Annotated in this window: 18 protein-coding genes and 2 pseudogenes; 6 read left to right on the forward strand and 14 right to left on the reverse strand. The window is 61.4% G+C overall.

What is annotated here, in order from left to right:
• Positions 1-17 precede the first annotated feature (17 nt).
• Both ACE04F_RS06320 and ACE04F_RS06325 read right to left on the reverse strand, forming a co-directional pair.
• Positions 18-599: a mechanosensitive ion channel domain-containing protein gene (locus tag ACE04F_RS06320; RefSeq protein WP_434654799.1), complete on the reverse strand. Its 582-nt coding sequence runs from the start codon at positions 597-599 to the stop codon at positions 18-20.
• The gene (locus ACE04F_RS06325; RefSeq protein WP_486105467.1) at positions 599-2,509 is read right to left on the reverse strand and encodes an ATP-binding cassette domain-containing protein; all 1,911 of its coding nucleotides are present in this window, start codon (positions 2,507-2,509) and stop codon (positions 599-601) included. Before ACE04F_RS06325 ends, ACE04F_RS06320 begins: the two co-directional genes overlap by 1 nt.
• 50 nt (positions 2,510-2,559) lie before the next feature.
• Here ACE04F_RS06325 and ACE04F_RS06330 point away from each other — a divergent pair, with 50 nt between their 5' ends.
• Positions 2,560-3,024, forward strand: coding sequence for a TIGR02444 family protein (locus tag ACE04F_RS06330; RefSeq protein WP_486105468.1), 465 nt, complete (start codon positions 2,560-2,562; stop codon positions 3,022-3,024).
• On the opposite strand, the gene ACE04F_RS06335 is transcribed toward ACE04F_RS06330, so the two are convergent.
• Positions 3,021-4,154, reverse strand: coding sequence for an AlgP family protein (locus tag ACE04F_RS06335; RefSeq protein ID WP_486105469.1), 1,134 nt, complete (start codon positions 4,152-4,154; stop codon positions 3,021-3,023). The two genes, ACE04F_RS06330 and ACE04F_RS06335, sit on opposite strands and share 4 nt — an antisense overlap.
• A gap of 193 nt (positions 4,155-4,347) precedes the next feature.
• Here ACE04F_RS06335 and ACE04F_RS06340 point away from each other — a divergent pair, with 193 nt between their 5' ends.
• Entirely contained in the window at positions 4,348-5,013 is a 666-nt protein-coding gene (locus tag ACE04F_RS06340) for an FKBP-type peptidyl-prolyl cis-trans isomerase (protein ID WP_486105470.1), read from the forward strand.
• Positions 5,014-5,070: 57 nt separating this feature from the next.
• On the opposite strand, the gene rsd is transcribed toward ACE04F_RS06340, so the two are convergent.
• The 8 genes and pseudogenes from rsd to ACE04F_RS06380 form a co-directional block, all read right to left on the reverse strand.
• On the reverse strand, positions 5,071-5,529 hold the full coding sequence (rsd, locus tag ACE04F_RS06345; protein WP_305497980.1) for a sigma D regulator: 459 nt from the start codon (positions 5,527-5,529) through the stop codon (positions 5,071-5,073).
• 164 nt (positions 5,530-5,693) lie between these two features.
• Positions 5,694-6,248 carry a disulfide bond formation protein B gene (locus ACE04F_RS06350; protein WP_486105471.1) on the reverse strand — a complete coding sequence of 185 codons (555 nt, stop codon included), beginning with the start codon at positions 6,246-6,248 and terminating at the stop codon, positions 5,694-5,696.
• Between the two features lie 247 nt (positions 6,249-6,495).
• Positions 6,496-7,731: a heme biosynthesis HemY N-terminal domain-containing protein gene (locus tag ACE04F_RS06355; RefSeq protein ID WP_486105472.1), complete on the reverse strand. Its 1,236-nt coding sequence runs from the start codon at positions 7,729-7,731 to the stop codon at positions 6,496-6,498.
• Positions 7,728-8,858 (reverse strand): uroporphyrinogen-III C-methyltransferase, encoded by a 1,131-nt coding sequence (locus ACE04F_RS06360; RefSeq protein ID WP_486105481.1) that lies wholly within the window; start codon positions 8,856-8,858, stop codon positions 7,728-7,730. The genes ACE04F_RS06355 and ACE04F_RS06360 overlap by 4 nt, the downstream gene beginning before the upstream one ends.
• A 36-nt stretch (positions 8,859-8,894) precedes the next feature.
• Positions 8,895-9,641 (reverse strand): annotated as a pseudogene (locus ACE04F_RS06365) (uroporphyrinogen-III synthase); the annotation flags it as partial.
• Positions 9,638-10,579: a hydroxymethylbilane synthase gene (gene hemC, locus ACE04F_RS06370; RefSeq protein ID WP_486105473.1), complete on the reverse strand. Its 942-nt coding sequence runs from the start codon at positions 10,577-10,579 to the stop codon at positions 9,638-9,640. The pseudogene ACE04F_RS06365 and the gene hemC, both read right to left, overlap by 4 nt.
• 127 nt (positions 10,580-10,706) lie before the next feature.
• The gene (locus ACE04F_RS06375; RefSeq protein WP_305497976.1) at positions 10,707-11,453 is read right to left on the reverse strand and encodes a LytR/AlgR family response regulator transcription factor; all 747 of its coding nucleotides are present in this window, start codon (positions 11,451-11,453) and stop codon (positions 10,707-10,709) included.
• Positions 11,450-11,599, reverse strand: a pseudogene (locus tag ACE04F_RS06380) (sensor histidine kinase); the annotation flags it as partial. The gene ACE04F_RS06375 and the pseudogene ACE04F_RS06380, both read right to left, overlap by 4 nt.
• Positions 11,600-11,915: 316 nt before the next feature.
• On the opposite strand from ACE04F_RS06380, the gene argH reads away from it, so the two are divergent.
• Complete coding sequence (gene argH, locus ACE04F_RS06385; protein WP_486105474.1) at positions 11,916-13,310, forward strand: argininosuccinate lyase; 1,395 nt, start codon at positions 11,916-11,918, stop codon at positions 13,308-13,310.
• Positions 13,311-13,364: 54 nt separating this feature from the next.
• Here the strand turns inward: argH and ACE04F_RS06390 are convergent, their stop codons facing one another.
• Positions 13,365-14,039 (reverse strand): glutathione S-transferase family protein, encoded by a 675-nt coding sequence (locus ACE04F_RS06390; protein WP_486105475.1) that lies wholly within the window; start codon positions 14,037-14,039, stop codon positions 13,365-13,367.
• 199 nt (positions 14,040-14,238) lie between these two features.
• Positions 14,239-14,898, reverse strand: coding sequence for a glutathione S-transferase family protein (locus ACE04F_RS06395; protein ID WP_486105476.1), 660 nt, complete (start codon positions 14,896-14,898; stop codon positions 14,239-14,241).
• Between the two features lie 124 nt (positions 14,899-15,022).
• Between ACE04F_RS06395 and ACE04F_RS06400 the strand changes: the two genes are divergently transcribed.
• From ACE04F_RS06400 to ACE04F_RS06410, 3 genes are all read left to right on the forward strand, one after another.
• Entirely contained in the window at positions 15,023-15,307 is a 285-nt protein-coding gene (locus ACE04F_RS06400; RefSeq protein ID WP_486105477.1) for a hypothetical protein, read from the forward strand.
• Between the two features lie 149 nt (positions 15,308-15,456).
• Complete coding sequence (locus ACE04F_RS06405) at positions 15,457-15,702, forward strand: TIGR02647 family protein (RefSeq protein ID WP_150724924.1); 246 nt, start codon at positions 15,457-15,459, stop codon at positions 15,700-15,702.
• A 178-nt stretch (positions 15,703-15,880) separates the two neighbouring features.
• Complete coding sequence (locus tag ACE04F_RS06410; protein WP_486105478.1) at positions 15,881-18,724, forward strand: class I adenylate cyclase; 2,844 nt, start codon at positions 15,881-15,883, stop codon at positions 18,722-18,724.
• Positions 18,725-18,730: 6 nt separating this feature from the next.
• Here the strand turns inward: ACE04F_RS06410 and rnk are convergent, their stop codons facing one another.
• On the reverse strand, positions 18,731-19,141 hold the full coding sequence (gene rnk, locus ACE04F_RS06415) for a nucleoside diphosphate kinase regulator (protein ID WP_486105479.1): 411 nt from the start codon (positions 19,139-19,141) through the stop codon (positions 18,731-18,733).
• Positions 19,142-19,314 lie beyond the last annotated feature (173 nt).

Genomic DNA, 19,314 nt, shown 5'->3' on the forward strand with positions numbered 1-19,314 from the left:
CCCACCCAGGGATCGGACTATTCGACGAAACCGCCGACCGGAAATGCTTCGCTGCCGCGCCAGCGCCGGACCGAACGCTGGAAGAACAGGCTGTTGGGCACCTGCACCATGGAGCTGCCGGTACCGAGCTCCTCGGGTTCGATCAAGGTGGTGTAAAGCAAGTTGATTGCCACCACCCGCCCCTTGATGCCGGGCTTATCGGTGGCTTCCACCAGCTCGACTACATCGCCGAGGCGGAACGGGCCGACGGTATAGATCAGGATCGCGCAGAGCAGGTTCGACAACACGCTCCAGATCGCGAAGAACGCCACCGCTGCCACGGCAACGAACCCCGACAACGCGGTCCACAGCACCGTGGCCGAGACACCGAGGCGCTCCAGCGCCACCAGTACCGCGCTGCCCATGATCAACCAGCGCAGCACACCGCGCAGGATGATCACCAACTGGGACGGCAATGGATAGCGCTCGCCGAGCCCCGTGAGGAAGCGCGCGACGACACGCTGGGCAACATAACCGACCAACAGAATCAGCAGGATTTGCACACCGAGCCAGATCGGCTCGATCCACATGACGGGTATAGGCAAGGACAACGCTTCCATCAGGACAACGCCTCCAGCTCCGCTTGCAGGTTTTCCAGCAACTCCAGGGCTTGCATCCACGCCTCCTCAAGTTCCGCTTCTCGAACTTTCAGCCTGGCCTGTTCAGCCAGCAGATCACGCAGCTCGTCCTTGCGCGCTGCCTCGTAGAGACCGCTGTCGCCAAGGCTGGTTTCGATTTTCTGCAGCTTTTCATGCAGCTTGCCCAACTCGGCTTCGAGCTTGTCGGCCTCGCGCTTGTGCGGCGCCAACTGCTGACGCAATGCTGCCGCGGCCTGGCGCTGAGCCTTCTTGTCGGTTTTGTCCGGGTTCACCGGAGTGCTGCTGACCGGTGCGTTGCGCTGGCGATATTCCACCAGCCAGCGCGCGTAATCTTCGAGATCGCCGTCAAACTCTTCGACTTTGCCGTCGGCCACCAGGAAGAAGTTGTCCGTGGTGCTCTTGAGCAAATGCCGGTCGTGGGAGACCACCAGCACCGCGCCACTGAACTCCTGCAAGGCCATGGTCAGGGCCAGGCGCATTTCCAGGTCCAGGTGGTTGGTCGGTTCGTCGAGCAGCAACAGGTTCGGCCGGTCCCAGGCGATCAGCGCCAGCGCCAGGCGCGCCTTCTCGCCACCGGAGAAATTCAGCACCGGCTCGTCGATACGCGCGCCGCGAAAATCGAAACCTCCGAGGAAATCGCGCAGGGTCTGTTCACGCTCGGTCGGCGCCAGGCGTTGCAGGTGCAACAGCGGGCTGGCCTTGGCATCGAGCGAGTCCAACTGATGCTGGGCGAAGTAGCCGACCACGGTGTTTTCGCCGCGCGTCAGGCGTCCGGCCAAGGGCTGGAGCTCGCCAGAGAGGTTCTTGATCAGGGTCGACTTACCGGCACCGTTGGGTCCCAGCAGACCGATGCGCGCGCCTGGGGTCAGTTGCAGCTTGACCTTCTCCAGCACGGTCTTGTCGCCATAGCCCAGGCGCGCGTCGGACAGGTCGATCAACGGGCTGGAGATCTTGCTCGACTCGCGGAAGACAAAATCGAACGGCGAATCGACGTGGGCCGCCGACAGTTCTTCCATCCGTTCCAGCGCCTTGATCCTGCTTTGGGCCTGGCGGGCCTTGGTCGCCTGGGCCTTGAAGCGGGCGATATAGCTTTCCATGTGCGCACGTTGCGCCTGTTGCTTCTCGTAGGCCTGCTGTTGCTGGGCCAGACGTTCGGCACGGGCACGCTCGAAGGCACTGTAGCCACCGCGGTACAAGGTGAGCTTGCGCTGGTCGACATGGGCCACGTGATCCACCACGGCGTCGAGGAAGTCGCGGTCGTGGGAAATCAGCAGCAGTGTACCGGGGTAACTCTTGAGCCAGTCTTCGAGCCAGATGATCGCATCCAGATCCAGGTGGTTGGTCGGCTCGTCGAGCAGCAGCAGATCCGAGGGACACATCAGGGCTTGCGCCAGGTTCAGGCGCATCCGCCAGCCACCGGAGAAGTCGCCGACCTGACGGTCCATCTGTTCGTTGGTAAAGCCCAGGCCGGCCAACAATTTTCGCGCCCGGGCGTCCGCGGTGTAGCCGTCGGCACTGTCGAGCTCCGAGTGCAGGCGCGCCTGTGCGGCACCGTCATGGGCGGCTTCGGCCGCGGCGAGATCGCGTTGCACCTCACGCAGACGCAAGTCGCCATCGAGCACATAATCCACGGCCAGGCGTTCGAGCGTATCGACCTCCTGACGCATGTGGGCGATGCGCCAGTCCGCCGGCAGGAAGCAATCGCCGGAGTCGGGGTGCAACTCGCCGCGCAGCAAAGCGAACAGGCTCGATTTGCCGGCGCCGTTGGCACCGATGAGGCCGGCTTTGTGGCCGGCGTGCAGGGTCAGCTCGGCGTCTTCTAGCAGACGTTGCGGGCCACGCTGTAAAGTCAGGTTCTGAAGTCGAATCATAATGGCGGCGGAGTCTACCAGCTTCGTTCGCAACTGGCGCGAGTAGCACGATGTCCTCTGATCTGTGGAGCTTTTCGATCAACCTTTATGCCAGGCCTGGCGTGGAAGCGGCGTGCCTGGCGTTGCAGGCTGAAGGCGCGAACGTCTGCCTGGTGCTCTGTGGGCTGTGGTTGGAACAACGCGGCGTGACTTGTGATGAGCAGAGGTTGCAGCAGCTTCGGCATGTCGCCGGACCTTGGGACGCAGCCGTCATCCAGCCATTACGGGCGTTGCGCACACAATGGAAAGACCTTGCCCTTCATGACGCCGGGCTGGGTGGCCTGCGCGAACAGATCAAGAAACTGGAGCTGGAAGCCGAACGACAATTGTTGGAGCGGCTGGAAACCACGGCAGGGAACTGGCCCAAGGGCCAGGATGAAGCGACAGCGCAGTGGCTGCAGAGGCTGGTGGCGAATGCCGGCCAAACCAACCGCGACGCGCTGCATCGGCTGCGCGTCGCGGCAGTCACCCCTTAGGAAGCGCGGGGTGGAGTGGTGCTCGGTGCGGTGGTTACGCTTGGGTTCACCGCCGGTGCCGGCGTGCTGGCCGTTGGCGCGGGCGTCACTGCGGGTGCTGGTGCTGGCGCGGCAGGTTTGGCAACCGGAGCCGTTGCCGGTTTTGCAGCAGCAGGCTTTTTCACGGCAGGCTTTGCAGCGGGCTTGGCTGCAGGTTTTGCAGCGGCCGGCTTGGCCGTTGCCGGCTTGGCGGCTGGTTTGGCTGCTGCGGGTTTTGCCACGGCCTTCACAGGTGCTTTGACAGGCGCCTTGGCAGCAGCAACCGGCTTGGCAGCCGACTTGACAGCAGGCTTGGCGGCAGACTTGGCGGCAGCAGGTTTAGCCTTGGCGGCCGGCTTCGCGGCAGTAGGTTTGGCGGCCGCTTTCGCAGCAGGCTTGGCAGCGGCGGCCTTCGTCGCAGCGGGTTTGGCAGCAGCGGTTTTAGCGGCAGGCTTGGCGGCAACTTTTGCGGCTGGTTTGGCGGCAACAGGCTTGGCAGCAGGAGCTTTAACGGCAGGCTTGGCAGCTGCTTTCACGGCTGGTTTTTTCGCCGCAGGTTTCGCAGCGCTGGCAGCGACTGCTTTCACGGCAGGTTTGGCAGCCGGCTTGCTGGCAACTTTGGCGGCTGGCTTGCCGGGCGCCTTGGCCGCAGTTATTGCCGCGACAGGTTTAGCCGCCGGCTTCTTGGCCGATACAGCGGCAGGCTTGGCCGCGCGAAGGCTCAGCGCCTTGCCAACGGCTTCCTGAACGCGACCGACACCCTGGGCCAGCTTCAGGCTTTCCTGGGCATCACGCTTGAGTTGCAGGATGTAGGCACGGGTTTCGGATTGACGATCCTTCAAGGCATCGAGCAGGTCTTCGAGCTCCTTCACGGCAGCCTTGGCCTTGGTTTGTGCCTTGGCCTTGCCGGCGGTAGCCGCGTCTTGCAGTTTGGTTCGCGACTTGTGCAGTTTTTCCTGCGCCTTGCCGCGTTGTTTTTCCAGCTTGGCGAGCAGTTTTTCAGCATCAGCCAGAGCTTGGGAGCAGGCATTTTCCAGATGTTCGAGCAAGCTGCCCGACAGTTGTTGGAGCAAGTGCAACGGAGTGTTTACAGGCTTCTTGGTGGCCGACATGGTTTACCTCCTGACTGACGTGAGTGCGGCTCATACTAGACCTCTGCTGCAACCGCCGCTAGGGCATGTTGACACTACACAAGGCGTTGCGTTGCACGGGGCAAAAAATAGTCTGCAGCACTGCCAGGACAAATCGCGTTGAGCGTTATCGACACTGGCATAATCCCTCGAATCGAGGGCGGAGAACGTACACATGTCGCGTCACCTTTTTTTGTTTCTTTGCATGGTTTGCTCCCTGGCTCAGGCCGCTGAAAAATCCGCCGCCGACGACGGTCGCGACCTGGCCTACAGCCTCGGTGCCAGCCTGGGCGAGCGCCTGCGTCAGGACGTGCCAGACCTGCAGATCCAGGCGCTGGTGGAAGGCCTGCAGCAGGCCTATCTGGGTAAACCGTTGGCCCTGGCAGATGACCGCATCGAACGGATCCTGGCCGAACATCAGGCGCAACTCCTGGCGCAGTCGTCCACGCCGCAAACGCAAATGGCGCTGAAGAGCGAGCGGAAATTTCTCGATGAGGAAAAAGGCCGACCGGGCGTCCAGCAATTGTCGGACGGCATCCTGCTGACCGAACTCAAGCCAGGCAGCGGCGCGAAGGCCGGCGCCCACGGCAAGGTCCAGGTGCGGTATGTCGGTCAATTGCCGGACGGCACCGTATTCGATTCCAACCATCAGGCGCAGTGGTTCAATCTGGACAGCGTGATTGATGGGTGGCGCAGCGCACTGCCGCAGATGCCGGTGGGCGCGAAGTGGCGGTTGGTGATTCCTTCGGCCCTGGCCTATGGCGCCGAAGGTGCCGGGGACGTGATTCCGCCCTTCACGCCGCTGGTGTTCGAAATTGAATTGCTGGGCGCAACGACCTGAAGCCATTAAACGAAAAACGGCGCGCAAAGCGCACCGTTTTCTGTTACCACCAGGCCCTCAAGCCTGGGCGGTAGCCTCTTCCTTGTGGGCGTTGTGCAGCACCTCGATCAGGCAATCCTCCAGCTCGAAACGCTCATGCAACAAACCGCCCAGTTCCTTGAATTTTTCCGCGACGCATTTACCTTCATCACAGAGGTCATTGAAGGCCAACAGCTTCTCGGTGATGACATCGATGCGCGGATAAATCGTATCGGCCAGTTCCAGGCCGCGCTTGTCATTGAAGGCCTTGGCCTCGCCCGTCAGTTGCTCGTAGATCTCGAAATGACCGGCCGACACATAGTCCACCAGCACACCGCAAAATTCCTGCAAAGGCTTGCGACTTTCACTCAGTGCTTCAGGCTTGTCGCCAAGAGCATCATAGGCTCGAACCAGTTCATGACGCTCCTGCAACCAGCGGTCGATCAGCAGATGCACCCCACCCCAGCGTTCCTGAGCATTCTGACAACTTTCGAGCATGGTGATTTCTTCCCTTCTGAGTCACGCCCTTCGCACTCTGGAGCACACCTGGATGACCAGGAACGAGCCAGACACAACTAGATCGAGTGGCATGATTCCAATGATACGTGCCGGCCAGATTATGCCCGCACGACAACTGCTTCAAGGTACGCAGGCTATAAAGTTCATACAAGTGTTTGATCCAGCCTTCGGACCAACTGCGACGTCTCGTCGCCGGGCGGTGGCACCAGGGCATTCCAGGCCAGGCGCAGCAGCAGATATATCATCGACATGAAGAGCGCGATAAAAAACAGCAGGCTCCATTCAGGGATGCTCAGACGAAACAGCGTCCAGGAGACGCTCATGCAGTCGATCGCTCCGTCAAATGCGCGATGCATGGCATGCCACCACTGATGGGCGCCCTTGAGCCTGGCGAGGCAGTCTGGCAGAAGCTCGATCGAATCGTTTTGCGCCAGGACATGATGCCACGCCAGCGCCAGCCCTCCCGATACGAAGGCCACTGCAAGTGCCGCATATAGAACGCTCCCCTTGAGACCCGGGCCATGCACGCAGGCAACCAGGCAAGTCATCAGGAACAATATCAGGCATAACCGCTGCAAGATGCACAGGCTGCACGGGCTCAGACCGACCGCATATTCCAGGTAAAAAGTGATACCCAGAACCAGGGCTGCAGCGATGGAAGCCATGAAAAACAGAGAGCGAGAGCTGGACAACGACATGGCGGTTCCGTAACAGAAAAGACAAGCGGTTACGGTAGAGGAAAGCCCGAGGACCTTTCAAGACGGGGCGTTGCGGAGACTTCGTCAAAGATGTAGGGAATACCCGACAAGCACAACGCGACTTGGCGCAGCAAGCTGTAGGAATTTACTGAAGGGAGTTTCTGGGGCCGAAAAACGGATCGGATTTACCCTCGACGGCGTGCACCTGCGACAAGGAAGCAAGCTCCCTCGCCGCGATGATTGCCACTCAACTGGTCGGAACCGGCAGGGGTGCCGCCAGCAAGCGCTCGTCCAGCAGCCCCAAGCCCTCCTGGAACAACTGGTTGCTGCGCTCCGCATCGCCCAGTTGCGCCAGCAAGCGGGCCAGTTCGGCACACGCTTCAGGGTTGCGCTGGATACGCAAACTGCTTTCCAGGTAATCCCGCGCCTTGCCCCACAAGCTGTTCTGCAAGCACAAGCGCCCCAACGTCAGAAGCAAACTCGGATCATTCGGATGTTCCTTGAGCCAGCCCTCGGCCGCTTGCAACTGGCGGATCGGATCAGCGCCGCGAACCAATCCGTACAAGCGCGCCAGGTGACTGTCGTAGTGACGCTTGAGCGCAGCCCGCAGCACCTCCTCGGCTTCCGCCTGGGCACCCAGCTGGCGCAGTTGCTCGGCATAGGCGAGTACCAGTGCCGGTTCCTGGCGCTGGGCGGAGGTCAGCTGTTGCCAGGCACGATCGAGCGATTGAAGGCCGACGCTTCCGTCGGCTTCGCGATGGGCGGCCAAGGTGAGGTTTTCGCCCCAGGCCCGACGTTCCAGCTCAGCCAGTTCGGCGGGCGGCAGGACCTTGTCCTTGCGCAACTCCGGCAATAGCCGGATCACCGCCGACCAGTCGCCGCGCTGCTGGTGCAAGCGCTGCAACTGACGCAGGGTCTGGGCATTGTGGGGATGGCGCTCATGCATGGCTTGCAGCGTGCTTAACGCACCGTCGGTGTCGCCCCGGTCCGTCTGCAACTGGGCGTGAGTCAACGCGATGGCCAATTCGGCCTGGGGCTGCCGCTCCAAGGCACGCTCAAGCAGACTGTCGCTTTGCTCGTAGAGGCCCTGCTCATTGGCCGCGCGGGCGGCGCCAAGGTAATACAGCAATGGCTGACGCTCGGCTTCGGCGGCGCGGTGAAGATGCCGCTGGGCGCTGGCCCAACGGCCTTCGGCCAAGTCCAACTGGCCATGTTCGATGGCAACCTGCACGCGACGACTGCGGTTGCGTCGCGACCACGGGTTGACCACGCCGGTGGACGTGGTCACCAGCCCGACCAGAGCAAACACTGCGCGCCACAACAACCAGATCACTGCGATCAGTGCGAGGGTGACCCACAGGCCGGCTTCGTAGCGGAAGCTCTTGTACACCACCAGCACGTAACCCGAATGCTCGGAAATCGCCACGCCCAGCAAGGCTGCGGCAGCGATGACCACGAACAGAATCACGTAGAGACGTTTCATGGCGCGGTCTCCTGCCCGTCCGCCTTGGGCAGCGGCTTGACCGAGTCTTCAGCACTCATGTTGCGTCGTTCGAGGTAGGCCTGGACGGCGCTCAGCGTGCCGGTCAGGTCCGGCGTGACCACCGTCACCGGCAACTTGCTCAACTCGCCAACCCGCTCGAGCATGATCCTGCTTTGCGGGTTGTCCTGGTTGAAATTGCTCTTGAGCACGTCACGCGCCTCGGCCAGCGCCTGGGTGTACACCGCCGCCTGGCCATTGAGCGCGGCCCATTGCGCCTGCTCCAGTGCCAGGCTCAAGGCCAGGCGGACCTGGACCAGGCTCTGCCCGGCCAGGAGTGGACGGACGTTTTCATCGGCATTGAAATCGATGCGGATATAGCGCGAGATCTGGTCCCACCAATGCGCCCAACGACTGGCACCGTCACCGTCGCTCGTCAGGCCCAGCAGCGACTCGCCACGGTCCTTGTATTCGGGTGCGAGCTCGCTCAGCTGCAGCACCTGGTCACGCAAGGCACCCAGTTGCAGGAATAGCCCGGTGCGATCCGGCTGTTCGGTGCTGCGCAGCGCAGCGAGGGTCTTGGCCAATTGCTCACGGGCAGCGAACGAGCCGGGGTCGTTCTGCTCGCGCAGGATTTCATCGGCGCCCTGCACCAGCGCCTGGGCACTGCTGATGTCCTGCAGGGCGGAAAGACGCAGGCTGGCCAGGCGCAACAAATGCTCGGCTTCGGCCAGACGCCAATCCTTGCGGCTGGCACCCAGCACGGTTTCCAGGCGCTGGTTGAGACGTTGCTGGTCGCCTTGCAACTGGGCAACCTGACGGCGGCGCTCCTCCAGCTCTTCAGCTGGAGGCAGTTGCTCCAGGCGTGCGCTCAGGCGTTGCTCGTTGAGCTTGAGGCTCTGGGCCTGGTCACTGAGCGACTGGACCTGCGCGGATTGCTGCTGGGTATTGGCTTGCAAATGACGCACTTGCCATACACCCCAGCCACCCACGGCGACGCCGGCAGCCCCCAACAACAACGCGACAATCGCCAGCCCGTTGCCGCGACGCGGTGCTTTCGGTGGCGCCGTCTCAAGCGGCGCATCGGGCGCTGGCTGGTCTTGATCTTTTGGCAAGGCTGTTTCGCTCACGTATCCATCCTTTGCATTGGAAAACGGCACGGATTGTTCCCGTAATGCCGCCAGCAAAGCCGCGGCGCTGGCGCCACGACAATCAATAACTGTCCGGGCCCCGGCAGCACGCGCCATATCGGCGACCCTGGGGCTTGGAACGAACAACGGCAGCCGCGCCAGGGCGGGCCACGCATCACCGGCCAGCCGGTGCAGATGCTCGAAGCTCTGCCCACTGCTGACCACCAGCGCGTTCAAGCGTTCCGCTTCGACCTTGGCTGGCAGCTCGCCCTTGGCGTATTGCGGCAGGCCGCGCCGGTACAGCTCAAGATAGTCGACACTAACAGCTTGCTCGCGCAAACGCTCTGCCAGCAAACCACGCCCACCCTCACCACGGACGATCAACACACGAGGATCGGGCCGATCGATAGCCCGGCGCAACGCCTCAAGCTCAAGCAAGGCTTCGCTGTCGTCGCCGATATCGGGATAAAACACGCTGAGGCCGGCATCGGCAAGAATCTGCCCGGTTGCGGCACCCACGCTGAACCACGGCAAGTCCGGCGGTTGCGGCCAATATTGGCGCAGCAGCGCCACACACAAGCGCGCGGCGGGCTTGCTGACCACGATCACGGCGCAATATTGATTCAAACCACGGAGGACCGCCTGCCCGGATTCGGTTACGGGGACCGGCTCGATGTCCAGCAGCGGCAGGCTGCTGCTGTAGATTCTCGCATCCGCCAGCACAGCCGCCAGGGCCGCCGATTCGTCCGCCGGCCGGGTCAGCAGCAGCCGCCAGCCCGTCACGCGTGACCAGCCTCGCCGTAGACTTTCCTGAGGATCTCATTGGCGCCCTGGCTCAGCAGGTCTTCGGCCACCCGCACGCCCAGCGCCTCGGCATCGCGGCGCGGTGCCCGGGCCTGGGCGCTGAGCAGTTGTCCGCCGCTGGGATCGCCTACCAGGCCACGCAACCAGACTTGCTCGCCTTCGAGCACCGCGTAGCAGGCAATCGGTACCTGGCATCCGCCGTTCAAGTGTTTGTTCAGGGCGCGTTCGGCAAAAATTCGCGTGGCGGTATCGTCGTGGTGCAGCGGCGCCAGCAGCGCATGGATTTCACTGTCGGCGCTACGGCATTCGATGCCCACCGCGCCCTGCCCACCGGCCGGCAGGCTGTCATCGACGCTGATGGCCGAGGTGATGCGATCTTCAAACCCGAGCCGGATCAGGCCGGCGGCGGCGAGGATGATCGCGTCGTACTCGCCGGCATCAAGCTTGGCCAGACGCGTGTTGACGTTACCGCGCAAGAAGCGGATCTGCAGGTCCGGACGCCGCGCCAGCAACTGCGCCTGACGACGCAGGCTGGAAGTGCCTACCACGCTCCCCGGGGGCAGCGCTTCAAGACTGGAAAAGGTGTTGGAGACAAACGCATCGCGCGGATCTTCCCGCTCGCAGATGCAAAAAAGGCCCAGGCCTTCGGGGAAGTCCATGGGCACATCTTTCATCGAATGCACGGCGATGTCGGCTTCGTTGTCCAGCAGGGCGGTTTCCAGCTCCTTGACGAACAGGCCCTTGCCGCCAATCTTCGACAGTGGCGAATCGAGTAGCTTGTCGCCGCGACTGACCATCGGCACCAGCGATACGATCAGGCCAGGGTGGGCCGCTTCCAGGCGGGTTTTGACGTACTCGGCCTGCCAGAGAGCCAAGGCGCTTTTACGGGTGGCGATGCGGATCTCGCGAGGGGACATGGATCAATCCGTACTTAAAAGATACGGCAGATAATAACAGCTCAGCCAAAACCGCTTTGACTTGAATCACGACGCAAAGGCCTCCCTGGCCGCCAATCCTGGAGATGGAACGCTGCGCGCCAGCACGCTAAAGCTGTTGCATCATCTTGCGCACGCCCGCCACATGCCGTCGGCTGACGATCAGTGCGTCACCATTGAGACCCTTGAGGTAAAGCTGGAAATGTCCGAGGGGGGTGCGTTGCAAACGCTCGATACGCTCGCGAGCCACGAGGGCGTTGCGGTGGATGCGCACGAACCGTTCGCCAAACTCGTCTTCCAGCGCCTTGAGCGGCTCGTCCAGCAACACTTCGCCGCTTTCATGGCGCAAGGTCACGTACTTGTGGTCGGCAATGAAGTAGACCACCTGGTTCAACGGGATCAGCTCGATACCTTTGCGGGTCCTTGCGCTGATGTGGCTGCGCGGGCCGCTGCCGCTCTCGGCGGCCGGGCGGGTAAGCGCCGCCAATTGCACGCGGTTCGGTCGCTCCGCCTTGCGCAACGCTTCTTCCAGCGCTTCGACGGAAACCGGCTTGATCAGATAGCCCACGGCACCGGCCTGCAATACCTCGGGAGGGAAGTCATCCCGGGTGGTACAAAACACCACGGCGGGAGGCGACTCGCGCTCGCACAGTTTGGCCGCGACCTGCAGCCCGTCCAGGCCAGGCATGCGGATATCGAGCAGGACGATATCCGGCTTGTGGCTGTCGATAAGGGCCAATGCCTCTTCGCCATTGGTGGCGCTCGGCTCCAGGACACTGTAACCCTCGAGTTCGCCAAGCATTCGGCTCAGGCGCTCGCGGACCAGTGGTTCGTCGTCAACGATCAGGACATTCATATTGCGCTGGATTCCTGCGTGAGTCTCGCACAAGGATAGCGTAGACAGGGGAAGTGACATCCGTCACCGCGATCCACGCTAAGACTCGTCCGAGGGCCAAAAAGTGCCGCGAGGTGGTTGCCTATCTTTACCAGCGCTTGCCTACCGAAGCTCGAGGCCTGTTGTCGCACTACGTCGCCACAGGGACTGTTAACACCCGATCTGACCAATATGAGCACCCCCCTTATTCCGGTGCGTCCGATGCGTCCAAGATGAAAAAGCAAAGCCCTACGTCCACTGTAGACGGTTGCCACGACGATATTGCTCAATCGAAAAATATCGTTGTGCAAAAACCCGGCAAAACGCCTGGTTTTCCCAGGCAAAAAACCTGCCGACCATTGCCAGCGCCAGCCCCGGCAACCCTGCTATCATCCGCCGCAGCCTTAGCTGCTACTTTTTCTTCAGCCGATCACGAGCGAATTCATGAGCACTGACAAGACCAATCAGTCCTGGGGCGGCCGCTTCAGTGAACCCGTCGACGCCTTCGTCGCCCGCTTCACCGCCTCCGTCAACTTTGACCAGCGCCTGTATCGCCACGACATCATGGGCTCGATCGCCCACGCCACCATGCTGGCCAAGGTCGGCGTGCTGACCGATGCCGAGCGCGACAGCATCATCGGGGGTCTGAAGACCATTCAGGGCGAGATCGAGGCCGGCCAGTTCGACTGGCGCGTGGACCTTGAAGACGTGCACATGAACATCGAAGCGCGCCTGACCGACCGCATCGGCGTCGCCGGCAAGAAGCTGCACACCGGGCGCAGCCGCAACGACCAGGTCGCCACTGACATCCGCTTATGGCTGCGCGATGAAATCGACCTGATCCTGGCTGAAATCACCCGCCTGCAAAAAGGTCTGCTGGAACAGGCCGAGCGCGAGGCCGAGAGCATCATGCCGGGCTTCACGCACCTGCAAACCGCGCAACCTGTAACGTTTGGGCATCACATGCTGGCCTGGTTCGAAATGCTCAGTCGCGACTACGAGCGCCTGGTCGATTGCCGTAAACGCACCAACCGCATGCCCCTGGGCAGCGCCGCGCTGGCCGGCACAACCTATCCGATCGACCGTGAATACACCGCCCAACTGCTGGGCTTCGATGCAGTGGGCGGCAACTCGCTGGATAACGTTTCGGACCGCGACTTCGCCATCGAATTCTGCTCCGCCGCGAGCATCGCGATGATGCACCTGTCGCGCTTCTCGGAAGAGCTGGTGCTATGGACCAGTGCGCAATTCCAATTCATTGATCTGCCCGACCGTTTCTGTACCGGCAGCTCGATCATGCCGCAAAAGAAAAACCCCGACGTGCCAGAACTGGTGCGGGGCAAGAGCGGCCGGGTATTCGGCGCGCTGATGGGCCTGCTGACCCTGATGAAAGGCCAGCCGCTGGCCTACAACAAGGACAATCAGGAGGACAAGGAGCCGCTGTTCGACGCCGCCGATACCCTGCGCGACTCGTTGCGCGCCTTCGCCGACATGATCCCGGCCATCAAGCCCAAGCACTCGGTCATGCGCGAAGCGGCCCTGCGCGGCTTCTCCACCGCCACCGACCTGGCCGACTACCTGGTGCGCCGTGGCCTGCCGTTTCGTGACTGCCATGAGATTGTCGGCCATGCAGTGAAGTATGGCGTGGACAATGGCAAGGACCTGGCGGAAATGAGCCTGGACGAACTGCGCCAGTTCAGCGATCAGATCGAGCAGGACGTGTTCGCGGTGTTGACCCTGGAAGGTTCGGTCAATGCTCGCGACCACATCGGCGGCACCGCGCCAGCGCAGGTCAAGGCCGCAGTGGTGCGTGGCCAGGCGCTCCTTGCCAGCCGCTAAGACGGCGGCGGTGTAACCTGAGCCCGGTGATCGATGATCACCGGGCTCTTTGTGTCATGCCCCTGAGTTGCCCACTGCTTGCACGCGCTTCAAGAAGGCAGGCGCTTCCGCCCGCCTGTCTGCCGCCACTTTTTGCACATTGGGATTATCTGCCAGGCGTACCAGCAAGTCCCCGGCACCAGGCAAGTCGGACAAGAAGTCGATATCGAACAAGCGTTTCCCGACATCGACGGCCAGGTCAACACTGTAGAGAAAATACAAGTCGGCCAGCGTGAACTGCTCACCCGCCACATAAGGCGCAAAGAGCGCCCGTTGTTTCAGAGCGGTAAAACCCTTGATCAGATCCCGCTCGGCTTTGGCCTTTAAAGCCTGAGGGGTCGGCCTGCCGCCGAAAAACACCTCGACGTAGCAGACTCGGGCCGGTAACTCGATGTACAACTCGATTTCCTTGGCCAGTGCGCGAACGCTGGCGCGTGCAAACGGTTCAGCCGGCAGCAGCGCGATACCGGGCTGGGTCTCCTCGATAAAATCAAGGATGGCGTCGGTTTCGCTTATAAAACCTTTCTCGACCTCAAGGACCGGCACCTTGCCACGGGGGCTGACCGCAAGAATCTCGGGATTCTGGCAGCCATGGAACGGTACGGTTTCAAAGGGCACGCCTTTCTCCAGCAGCGCCAACTTGACCATATTGAAGTAATTACTGGCCGCAAAGCCATAAAGCTTGAGCATCTCCGGTCTCCTCGACCATGCAGGTGGCAGATCGAAAAGCGATCCGATGCTCAAGGTAACTACTGACAAAAACTTACGCCGGCCCAGGTCGTTACCGGGTGCAACGAAAATCCCTGAGGAAGCCGCCCGACGAGGCTGAGATCCATTTCAGACAAAAGATTGCCGATTCCCTGACAAACCCGTCGGACGATACCTGAAGCTACTTCCTGGCCGAGATTTTCGCCAGAAACGCCGGCATCTCAGCGTCCCGATCCGCCGCGATCCGTTGCACGTGCGGATTCTGCCCAAGCAGCTCCATCAAGGCCTTCGCCTTCGGCATCTCCGCAAGCAGGTCAATATCGAAAACCTTCTTGCCTACCTGCAAGGCCAGCGAAAGGCTGTAGTAGAAATACAGGTCGGCAATGCTCAGGCTGTCGCCCGCCACATAAGGCGAGAATTTTCCGTGCCGGCCAAGCGAGGCAAACCCGAGCAATAACTCGCCCTTGGCCTTGTCCTTGATCGCCTCGGGCACCGCCATGCCAAAAAACGCCTCGGGATAGCAGGCACGTCCCGGCAGCTCGATGTACAACTCGATTTCCCGGCACAGCGCCAGCACCTGGGCGCGCGCAAACGGGTCGTTGGGCAGCAGGGCCTTGCCCGGCTGGGTTTGCTCGATATATTCCAGAATGACGCTGGTCTCGTTGATAAAGCCCTGCTCGGTCTTCAATACCGGCACCTTGCCGCGCGGGCTGATGGCCAGGGCCTCCGGGGTCTGGGCGCCAAAGAACTGGACCTCTTCGAAGGGCAGACCCTTCTCCAGGAGCGCCAGCTTGACCATGTTGTAATAATTGCTGACAGAAAAACCATAAAGCTTGAGCATTCCATAGCCTCCAGGCCGCGTGGGGTTGGCAGCCTTGGGTTATAGACCGGCGGGGCTTTTCGCGCCAGGCGCATCACGCTGGTGAATGCAGGTAAACTGACGCCCTTTCCTAAAGGAGGCTGCCATGAGCGAGCCCATCGACATCGACAATGACGAAGAAGAGTTCGTCGAGAACACGCTGATCCAGGCCATCGAGAACCAGATCGAAAGCGACAACCCACCAGCGGCCAAGGCCACCTTCAACAAGCTGACCCTGGTCGGTTATGAGCGTGACGAAATCCTCAACCTGATGGCGCACGTGCTGGCAGTGGAAATCGACGCGATTCTGGAAGAAGACCGCCCGTTCGATACCGAGTGGTATGAAGCGGCGTTGCGCGCCCTGCCCGAGTTGCCGCCGGAAAAAAACTGACCCAACGGGCAACGCAGCTCTTGTGGTGAGGGGATGCCTGGACTTGCTACAAAAAACAAAAAAGCATGACTCTGGCACTGGACAGCTCGGCCGAGTGCGCTCACCTTAGTGACGCTGTCGACCAAATTCCTAGAAAGTCTGGAGTCCTTATGTCGCTTACCCCTGAGCTGGTTGCCGAACTGGAAATCCTTGCACTCTTCAACCTGGACAGTTCCCAGGAAGGCCTGAAAATTCATCAGACCGCTGCCCCGAAAGCCATCGCCGCTGCCAAGCGCCTGTTTGAAAAAGATCTTATAGACCAACCCGATGGCGGTTATCTGACCAGCCTGGGGCGTGATGCCGCGCAAAATGTGCAAACTGTCCTGACGATACTCCGCGCCGAAGAAACCGCCTGATCTCCTCCTCGCCCACGGAAATCCCTATGCATCGGGGTTTCCGCAGGCGCGCAGGCTTCTGTTGTAAAAAATCCTGACGTCACAATCATTTTCAGCTTAAGAATTCCCAGACTCGGGCGTTAACCTGCCATCACTTGTGCTTCCCCACGTTCGACGCCGCGAGCCGGTTTGAGCTGACATGACCCGCAATCACGAAATACGCCCAGATCTGGACGAGGGAATCGACCGCAAGGTCCTGAGCCAGTTGCGCGCGCGTTTCCTCAAGCTCAATTCCGGCCGCATGGAGCGCGCCCTCGAAGGGCTGTCGACCCGCCAGCAGGGCGTATTGACGCTGCTTCCGCTGTTCTTTCACGTCAACCATCCGCTGCTGCCCGGCTATGTATCCGGCAGCACGCCCGCCGGGTTGTCGAATTACGAGCCCGACGCCAATGTCCTCGCCGAGGCCCAGCGGCTGACCCGCTCGTTTTCCTATAAACCGCGCCATGGCAGCAACCCCCCGCGGCCAATCCTCGGCCTGTTCCTGATGGGCAGCCTCGGCACGCTCGCCCAGGCCGACCAGAGCGACATGGACGTGTGGGTGTGCCACGGTCCGGACCTGAGCGACGATGAACTGGCCGAGCTGCGCAAGAAATGCCAGCTGCTGGAAATCTGGGCCGCCACCCAAGGCGCCGAAGCTCACTTTTTCCTCATCGACCCGGCGCGCTTCGTCCGCGGCGAACGGGACAACCAGCTCAGCTCCGATGACTGTGGCACCACCCAACATTATCTGTTGCTGGACGAGTTCTACCGCACCGCGATCTGGCTGGCCGGACGCACGCCGATCTGGTGGCTGGTGCCGGTCTATGAAGAAGAGAATTACGCGCAATACACCCACACGCTGATTTCCAAGCGCTTCATCCGCGCCGACGAAACCCTGGACCTTGGGCATCTAGCCTACATCCCGCCGGGGGAGTTCATCGGCGCCGGGCTCTGGCAGTTGTTCAAGGGCATCGAGTCACCCTACAAATCCGTGCTCAAACTGTTGCTGACCGAGGTCTACGCCAGCGAGCACCCGGACGTGCGCTGCCTGAGCCTGCGCTTCAAGCAGGCGGTGTTCGCCAATCGCCTGGACCTGGACGAGCTGGACCCGTACATGGTGGTTTACCGCCGTCTCGAGGAATACCTCAACGCCCGTGGCGAACCGGAACGGCTGGAGCTGATCCGCCGCGCGCTGTACCTGAAGGTCAATCGCAAGCTCACCGGCCACGCCCGCAGCAGCGGCTGGCAACGCAACCTGCTGGAGCGCCTGGCGCGGGACTGGGGCTGGGATCAACGCCAACTCGCGTTGCTCGACAGCCGCAGCCAATGGAAGGTCCGTCAGGTCAGTAATGAGCGGCGCGCATTGGTCAACGAGCTGACCTACAGCTATCGCTTCCTGACCCAGTTCGCCCGCACCGAAAAGACCGTCAGCCTGATCAACAAGCGCGACCTCAATGTCCTGGGCCGACGGCTGTACGCCGCCTTCGAGCGCAAGGCCGACAAGGTCGAGTTCATCAATCCGGGAATCGCGCCGGACCTGGCGGAAGACACCCTGACCCTGGTCCAGTCGCCGAACAAGAAAGAGCCAGGACAGAACCAGTGGGGTTTGTACAACGGCAGCCTGAATGCCCTGGAATGGGAGAACTTCGCGCCGATCAAGCGCAGCCGCGAATTACTCGAATTGCTCACCTGGTGCCACCGCAACGGCGTGATCGACAGTAGCACGCGCCTGGCGCTGCACCCCGGCGACAGCGACCTGAGCGAGTTCGAGCTGTTCAACTTGCTGGGCAGCCTGCAACAGTCCATCGCCCTGCCCCTGGCCACGGTTGATGAAGACCAACTGCTGCATGCCAGCGTACCCAGCGAAGTACTGATCCTGGTGAACGTCGGCGTCGACCCGCTCAAGCATCACCGCGACTTGAACATCCTGATGACCACCGAGCGCACCGACTCCTTGAGTTACGCCGGTGTCCGCGAAAACCTGGTGTTGACGCTCGACCAGGTCACGCTCAATAGCTGGAATGAAGTGCTGGTCAACCGATTCGATGGCGAGCACGCCCTGCTCGATTGCCTGCGTGACTACCTCAACGCCCTGCCGCTCACGCAGCGCCAGCCACGCCTGCAGGTACGCTGTTTCTGTCACAACCGAGCGCAGTTCATCGCGCGACGGGTTGAAGAAGTCATCGAGTCCGCCCAGACCTTACTGCTGAGCAAACTCAACTACCGTTACCTGCTTCAGGTCCAGCAGCATTATCACGTGCTGGAGCTGGTGCCCGGCCAGGTCAACCATGTGGCGCTGAGCAGCCTGCCGGCGCTGATGGACTACCTGGGCGAAGAGTTGACGGCGTACAGCCCGCTACATCTGGACTCGATGGCGCTGGAAGATCACGACGCGGCCCTGATCCTGCCCATGGGCCAGCCCGAGTGCATCCAGGTGTTCTATCGGGTCTACGAGGAAGAAGCAGAGCTGTATGTGCTCGATGAATTCAACGCGCTGTGGCAGCAGCGCCTGCCTTATCACGATGAACAAAGCCTGCTGGTGCCGCTGCAACGCTTCCTGCAATCGGTGCTGTACCGCCGCGACGCCTTGCTGCCGATGGACGCTACCCAGCCGCTGACCCTGGAAATCCTTTATTACCAGCTCCTGCCTTCGGGTAACGGGCGGGCCCGGCGGGTCGAATCACGGCAGGCGCCACAGACGCCGGTCAACAAGCCTTTCTACGACGTACAGGCAATCATCGGCAAAGCGGCGCACGGGCAAGTGCACGTCACCCTCTATTGCGATCAGCGGGAATTTTCGGAGCTGGAGCACGGCGACCAACTGTTTCATGTGGTCGCCAGGGAAATCGTCGGGCAGCGCCGCGAAGCCGAGCGCTATCGCTGCTATATCACCGACCTGGACCTTTCCGGCCTGGTCGGTGACAGTGCCTGCCCAAGCATTTTGTTCCTGCGCTACAAGGCCGACCTGGAGCGCGCGCTGAACGAGGCCCTGAATCAGGTCTGAGCGGGCTCAGGACGGGAAATCACCGCCATTGGCCGGCTGGGACTCGACTTCCAGCAAGGTCAGCTTCAACGTCTTGCCACCCGGCGCCGGCCAGTCGATGTGCTGCCCCACCTTCAAGCCCAGCAAGGCACTGCCCACCGGAGCCAGTATCGAAATCTTGCCCTCGTCGGCGTTGGCATCCTTCGGGTATACCAGCGTCAGATGGTAATCCTTGCCGCTGCTTTCCTCACGGCAGTGCACGCGCGAATTCATGGTCACGACATCAGCCGGTACTTCATCGTGGCCGACGAGTGTCTCGGCGCGATCCAGTTCGGTTTGCAACGCGATCACACCGGGAAGCGTGTCATCCAGGCTGTCGATCAAGCGCTCCAGACGTTGTACGTCCAGGCGAGTCAGGGTGATGGAAGGTGCGGTCATGATCCAGGCAGACTCCTTTCTTCTGCACGAAAAAAGCAAAACCCCGCCACATAAGACGGGGTTTTCACGGGCCTCGATGAGTTGAGGCGTTGCTGGACACTACCACAGCTCAATAAATATACAACCCGGATGGTTTTTGCCCATCAGGTGGAAGGCTTTTGTGGAGGGAGCTT

Source organism: Pseudomonas sp. AGC41 (genome assembly GCF_057334555.1).

Bases quoted from the DNA above. Each gene is read 5' to 3' on its own strand.
- ACE04F_RS06320 (WP_434654799.1), bottom strand. From the start codon at position 599: ATGGAAGCGTTGTCCTTGCCTATACCCGTCATGTGGATCGAGCCGATC.
- ACE04F_RS06325 (WP_486105467.1), bottom strand. From the start codon at position 2,509: ATGATTCGACTTCAGAACCTGACTTTACAGCGTGGCCCGCAACGTCTG.
- ACE04F_RS06330 (WP_486105468.1), top strand. From the start codon at position 2,560: ATGTCCTCTGATCTGTGGAGCTTTTCGATCAACCTTTATGCCAGGCCT.
- ACE04F_RS06335 (WP_486105469.1), bottom strand. From the start codon at position 4,154: ATGTCGGCCACCAAGAAGCCTGTAAACACTCCGTTGCACTTGCTCCAA.
- ACE04F_RS06340 (WP_486105470.1), top strand. From the start codon at position 4,348: ATGTCGCGTCACCTTTTTTTGTTTCTTTGCATGGTTTGCTCCCTGGCT.
- rsd (WP_305497980.1), bottom strand. From the start codon at position 5,529: ATGCTCGAAAGTTGTCAGAATGCTCAGGAACGCTGGGGTGGGGTGCAT.
- ACE04F_RS06350 (WP_486105471.1), bottom strand. From the start codon at position 6,248: ATGTCGTTGTCCAGCTCTCGCTCTCTGTTTTTCATGGCTTCCATCGCT.
- ACE04F_RS06355 (WP_486105472.1), bottom strand. From the start codon at position 7,731: ATGAAACGTCTCTACGTGATTCTGTTCGTGGTCATCGCTGCCGCAGCC.
- hemC (WP_486105473.1), bottom strand. From the start codon at position 10,579: ATGTCCCCTCGCGAGATCCGCATCGCCACCCGTAAAAGCGCCTTGGCT.
- ACE04F_RS06375 (WP_305497976.1), bottom strand. From the start codon at position 11,453: ATGAATGTCCTGATCGTTGACGACGAACCACTGGTCCGCGAGCGCCTG.
- argH (WP_486105474.1), top strand. From the start codon at position 11,916: ATGAGCACTGACAAGACCAATCAGTCCTGGGGCGGCCGCTTCAGTGAA.
- ACE04F_RS06390 (WP_486105475.1), bottom strand. From the start codon at position 14,039: ATGCTCAAGCTTTATGGCTTTGCGGCCAGTAATTACTTCAATATGGTC.
- ACE04F_RS06395 (WP_486105476.1), bottom strand. From the start codon at position 14,898: ATGCTCAAGCTTTATGGTTTTTCTGTCAGCAATTATTACAACATGGTC.
- ACE04F_RS06400 (WP_486105477.1), top strand. From the start codon at position 15,023: ATGAGCGAGCCCATCGACATCGACAATGACGAAGAAGAGTTCGTCGAG.
- ACE04F_RS06405 (WP_150724924.1), top strand. From the start codon at position 15,457: ATGTCGCTTACCCCTGAGCTGGTTGCCGAACTGGAAATCCTTGCACTC.
- ACE04F_RS06410 (WP_486105478.1), top strand. From the start codon at position 15,881: ATGACCCGCAATCACGAAATACGCCCAGATCTGGACGAGGGAATCGAC.
- rnk (WP_486105479.1), bottom strand. From the start codon at position 19,141: ATGACCGCACCTTCCATCACCCTGACTCGCCTGGACGTACAACGTCTG.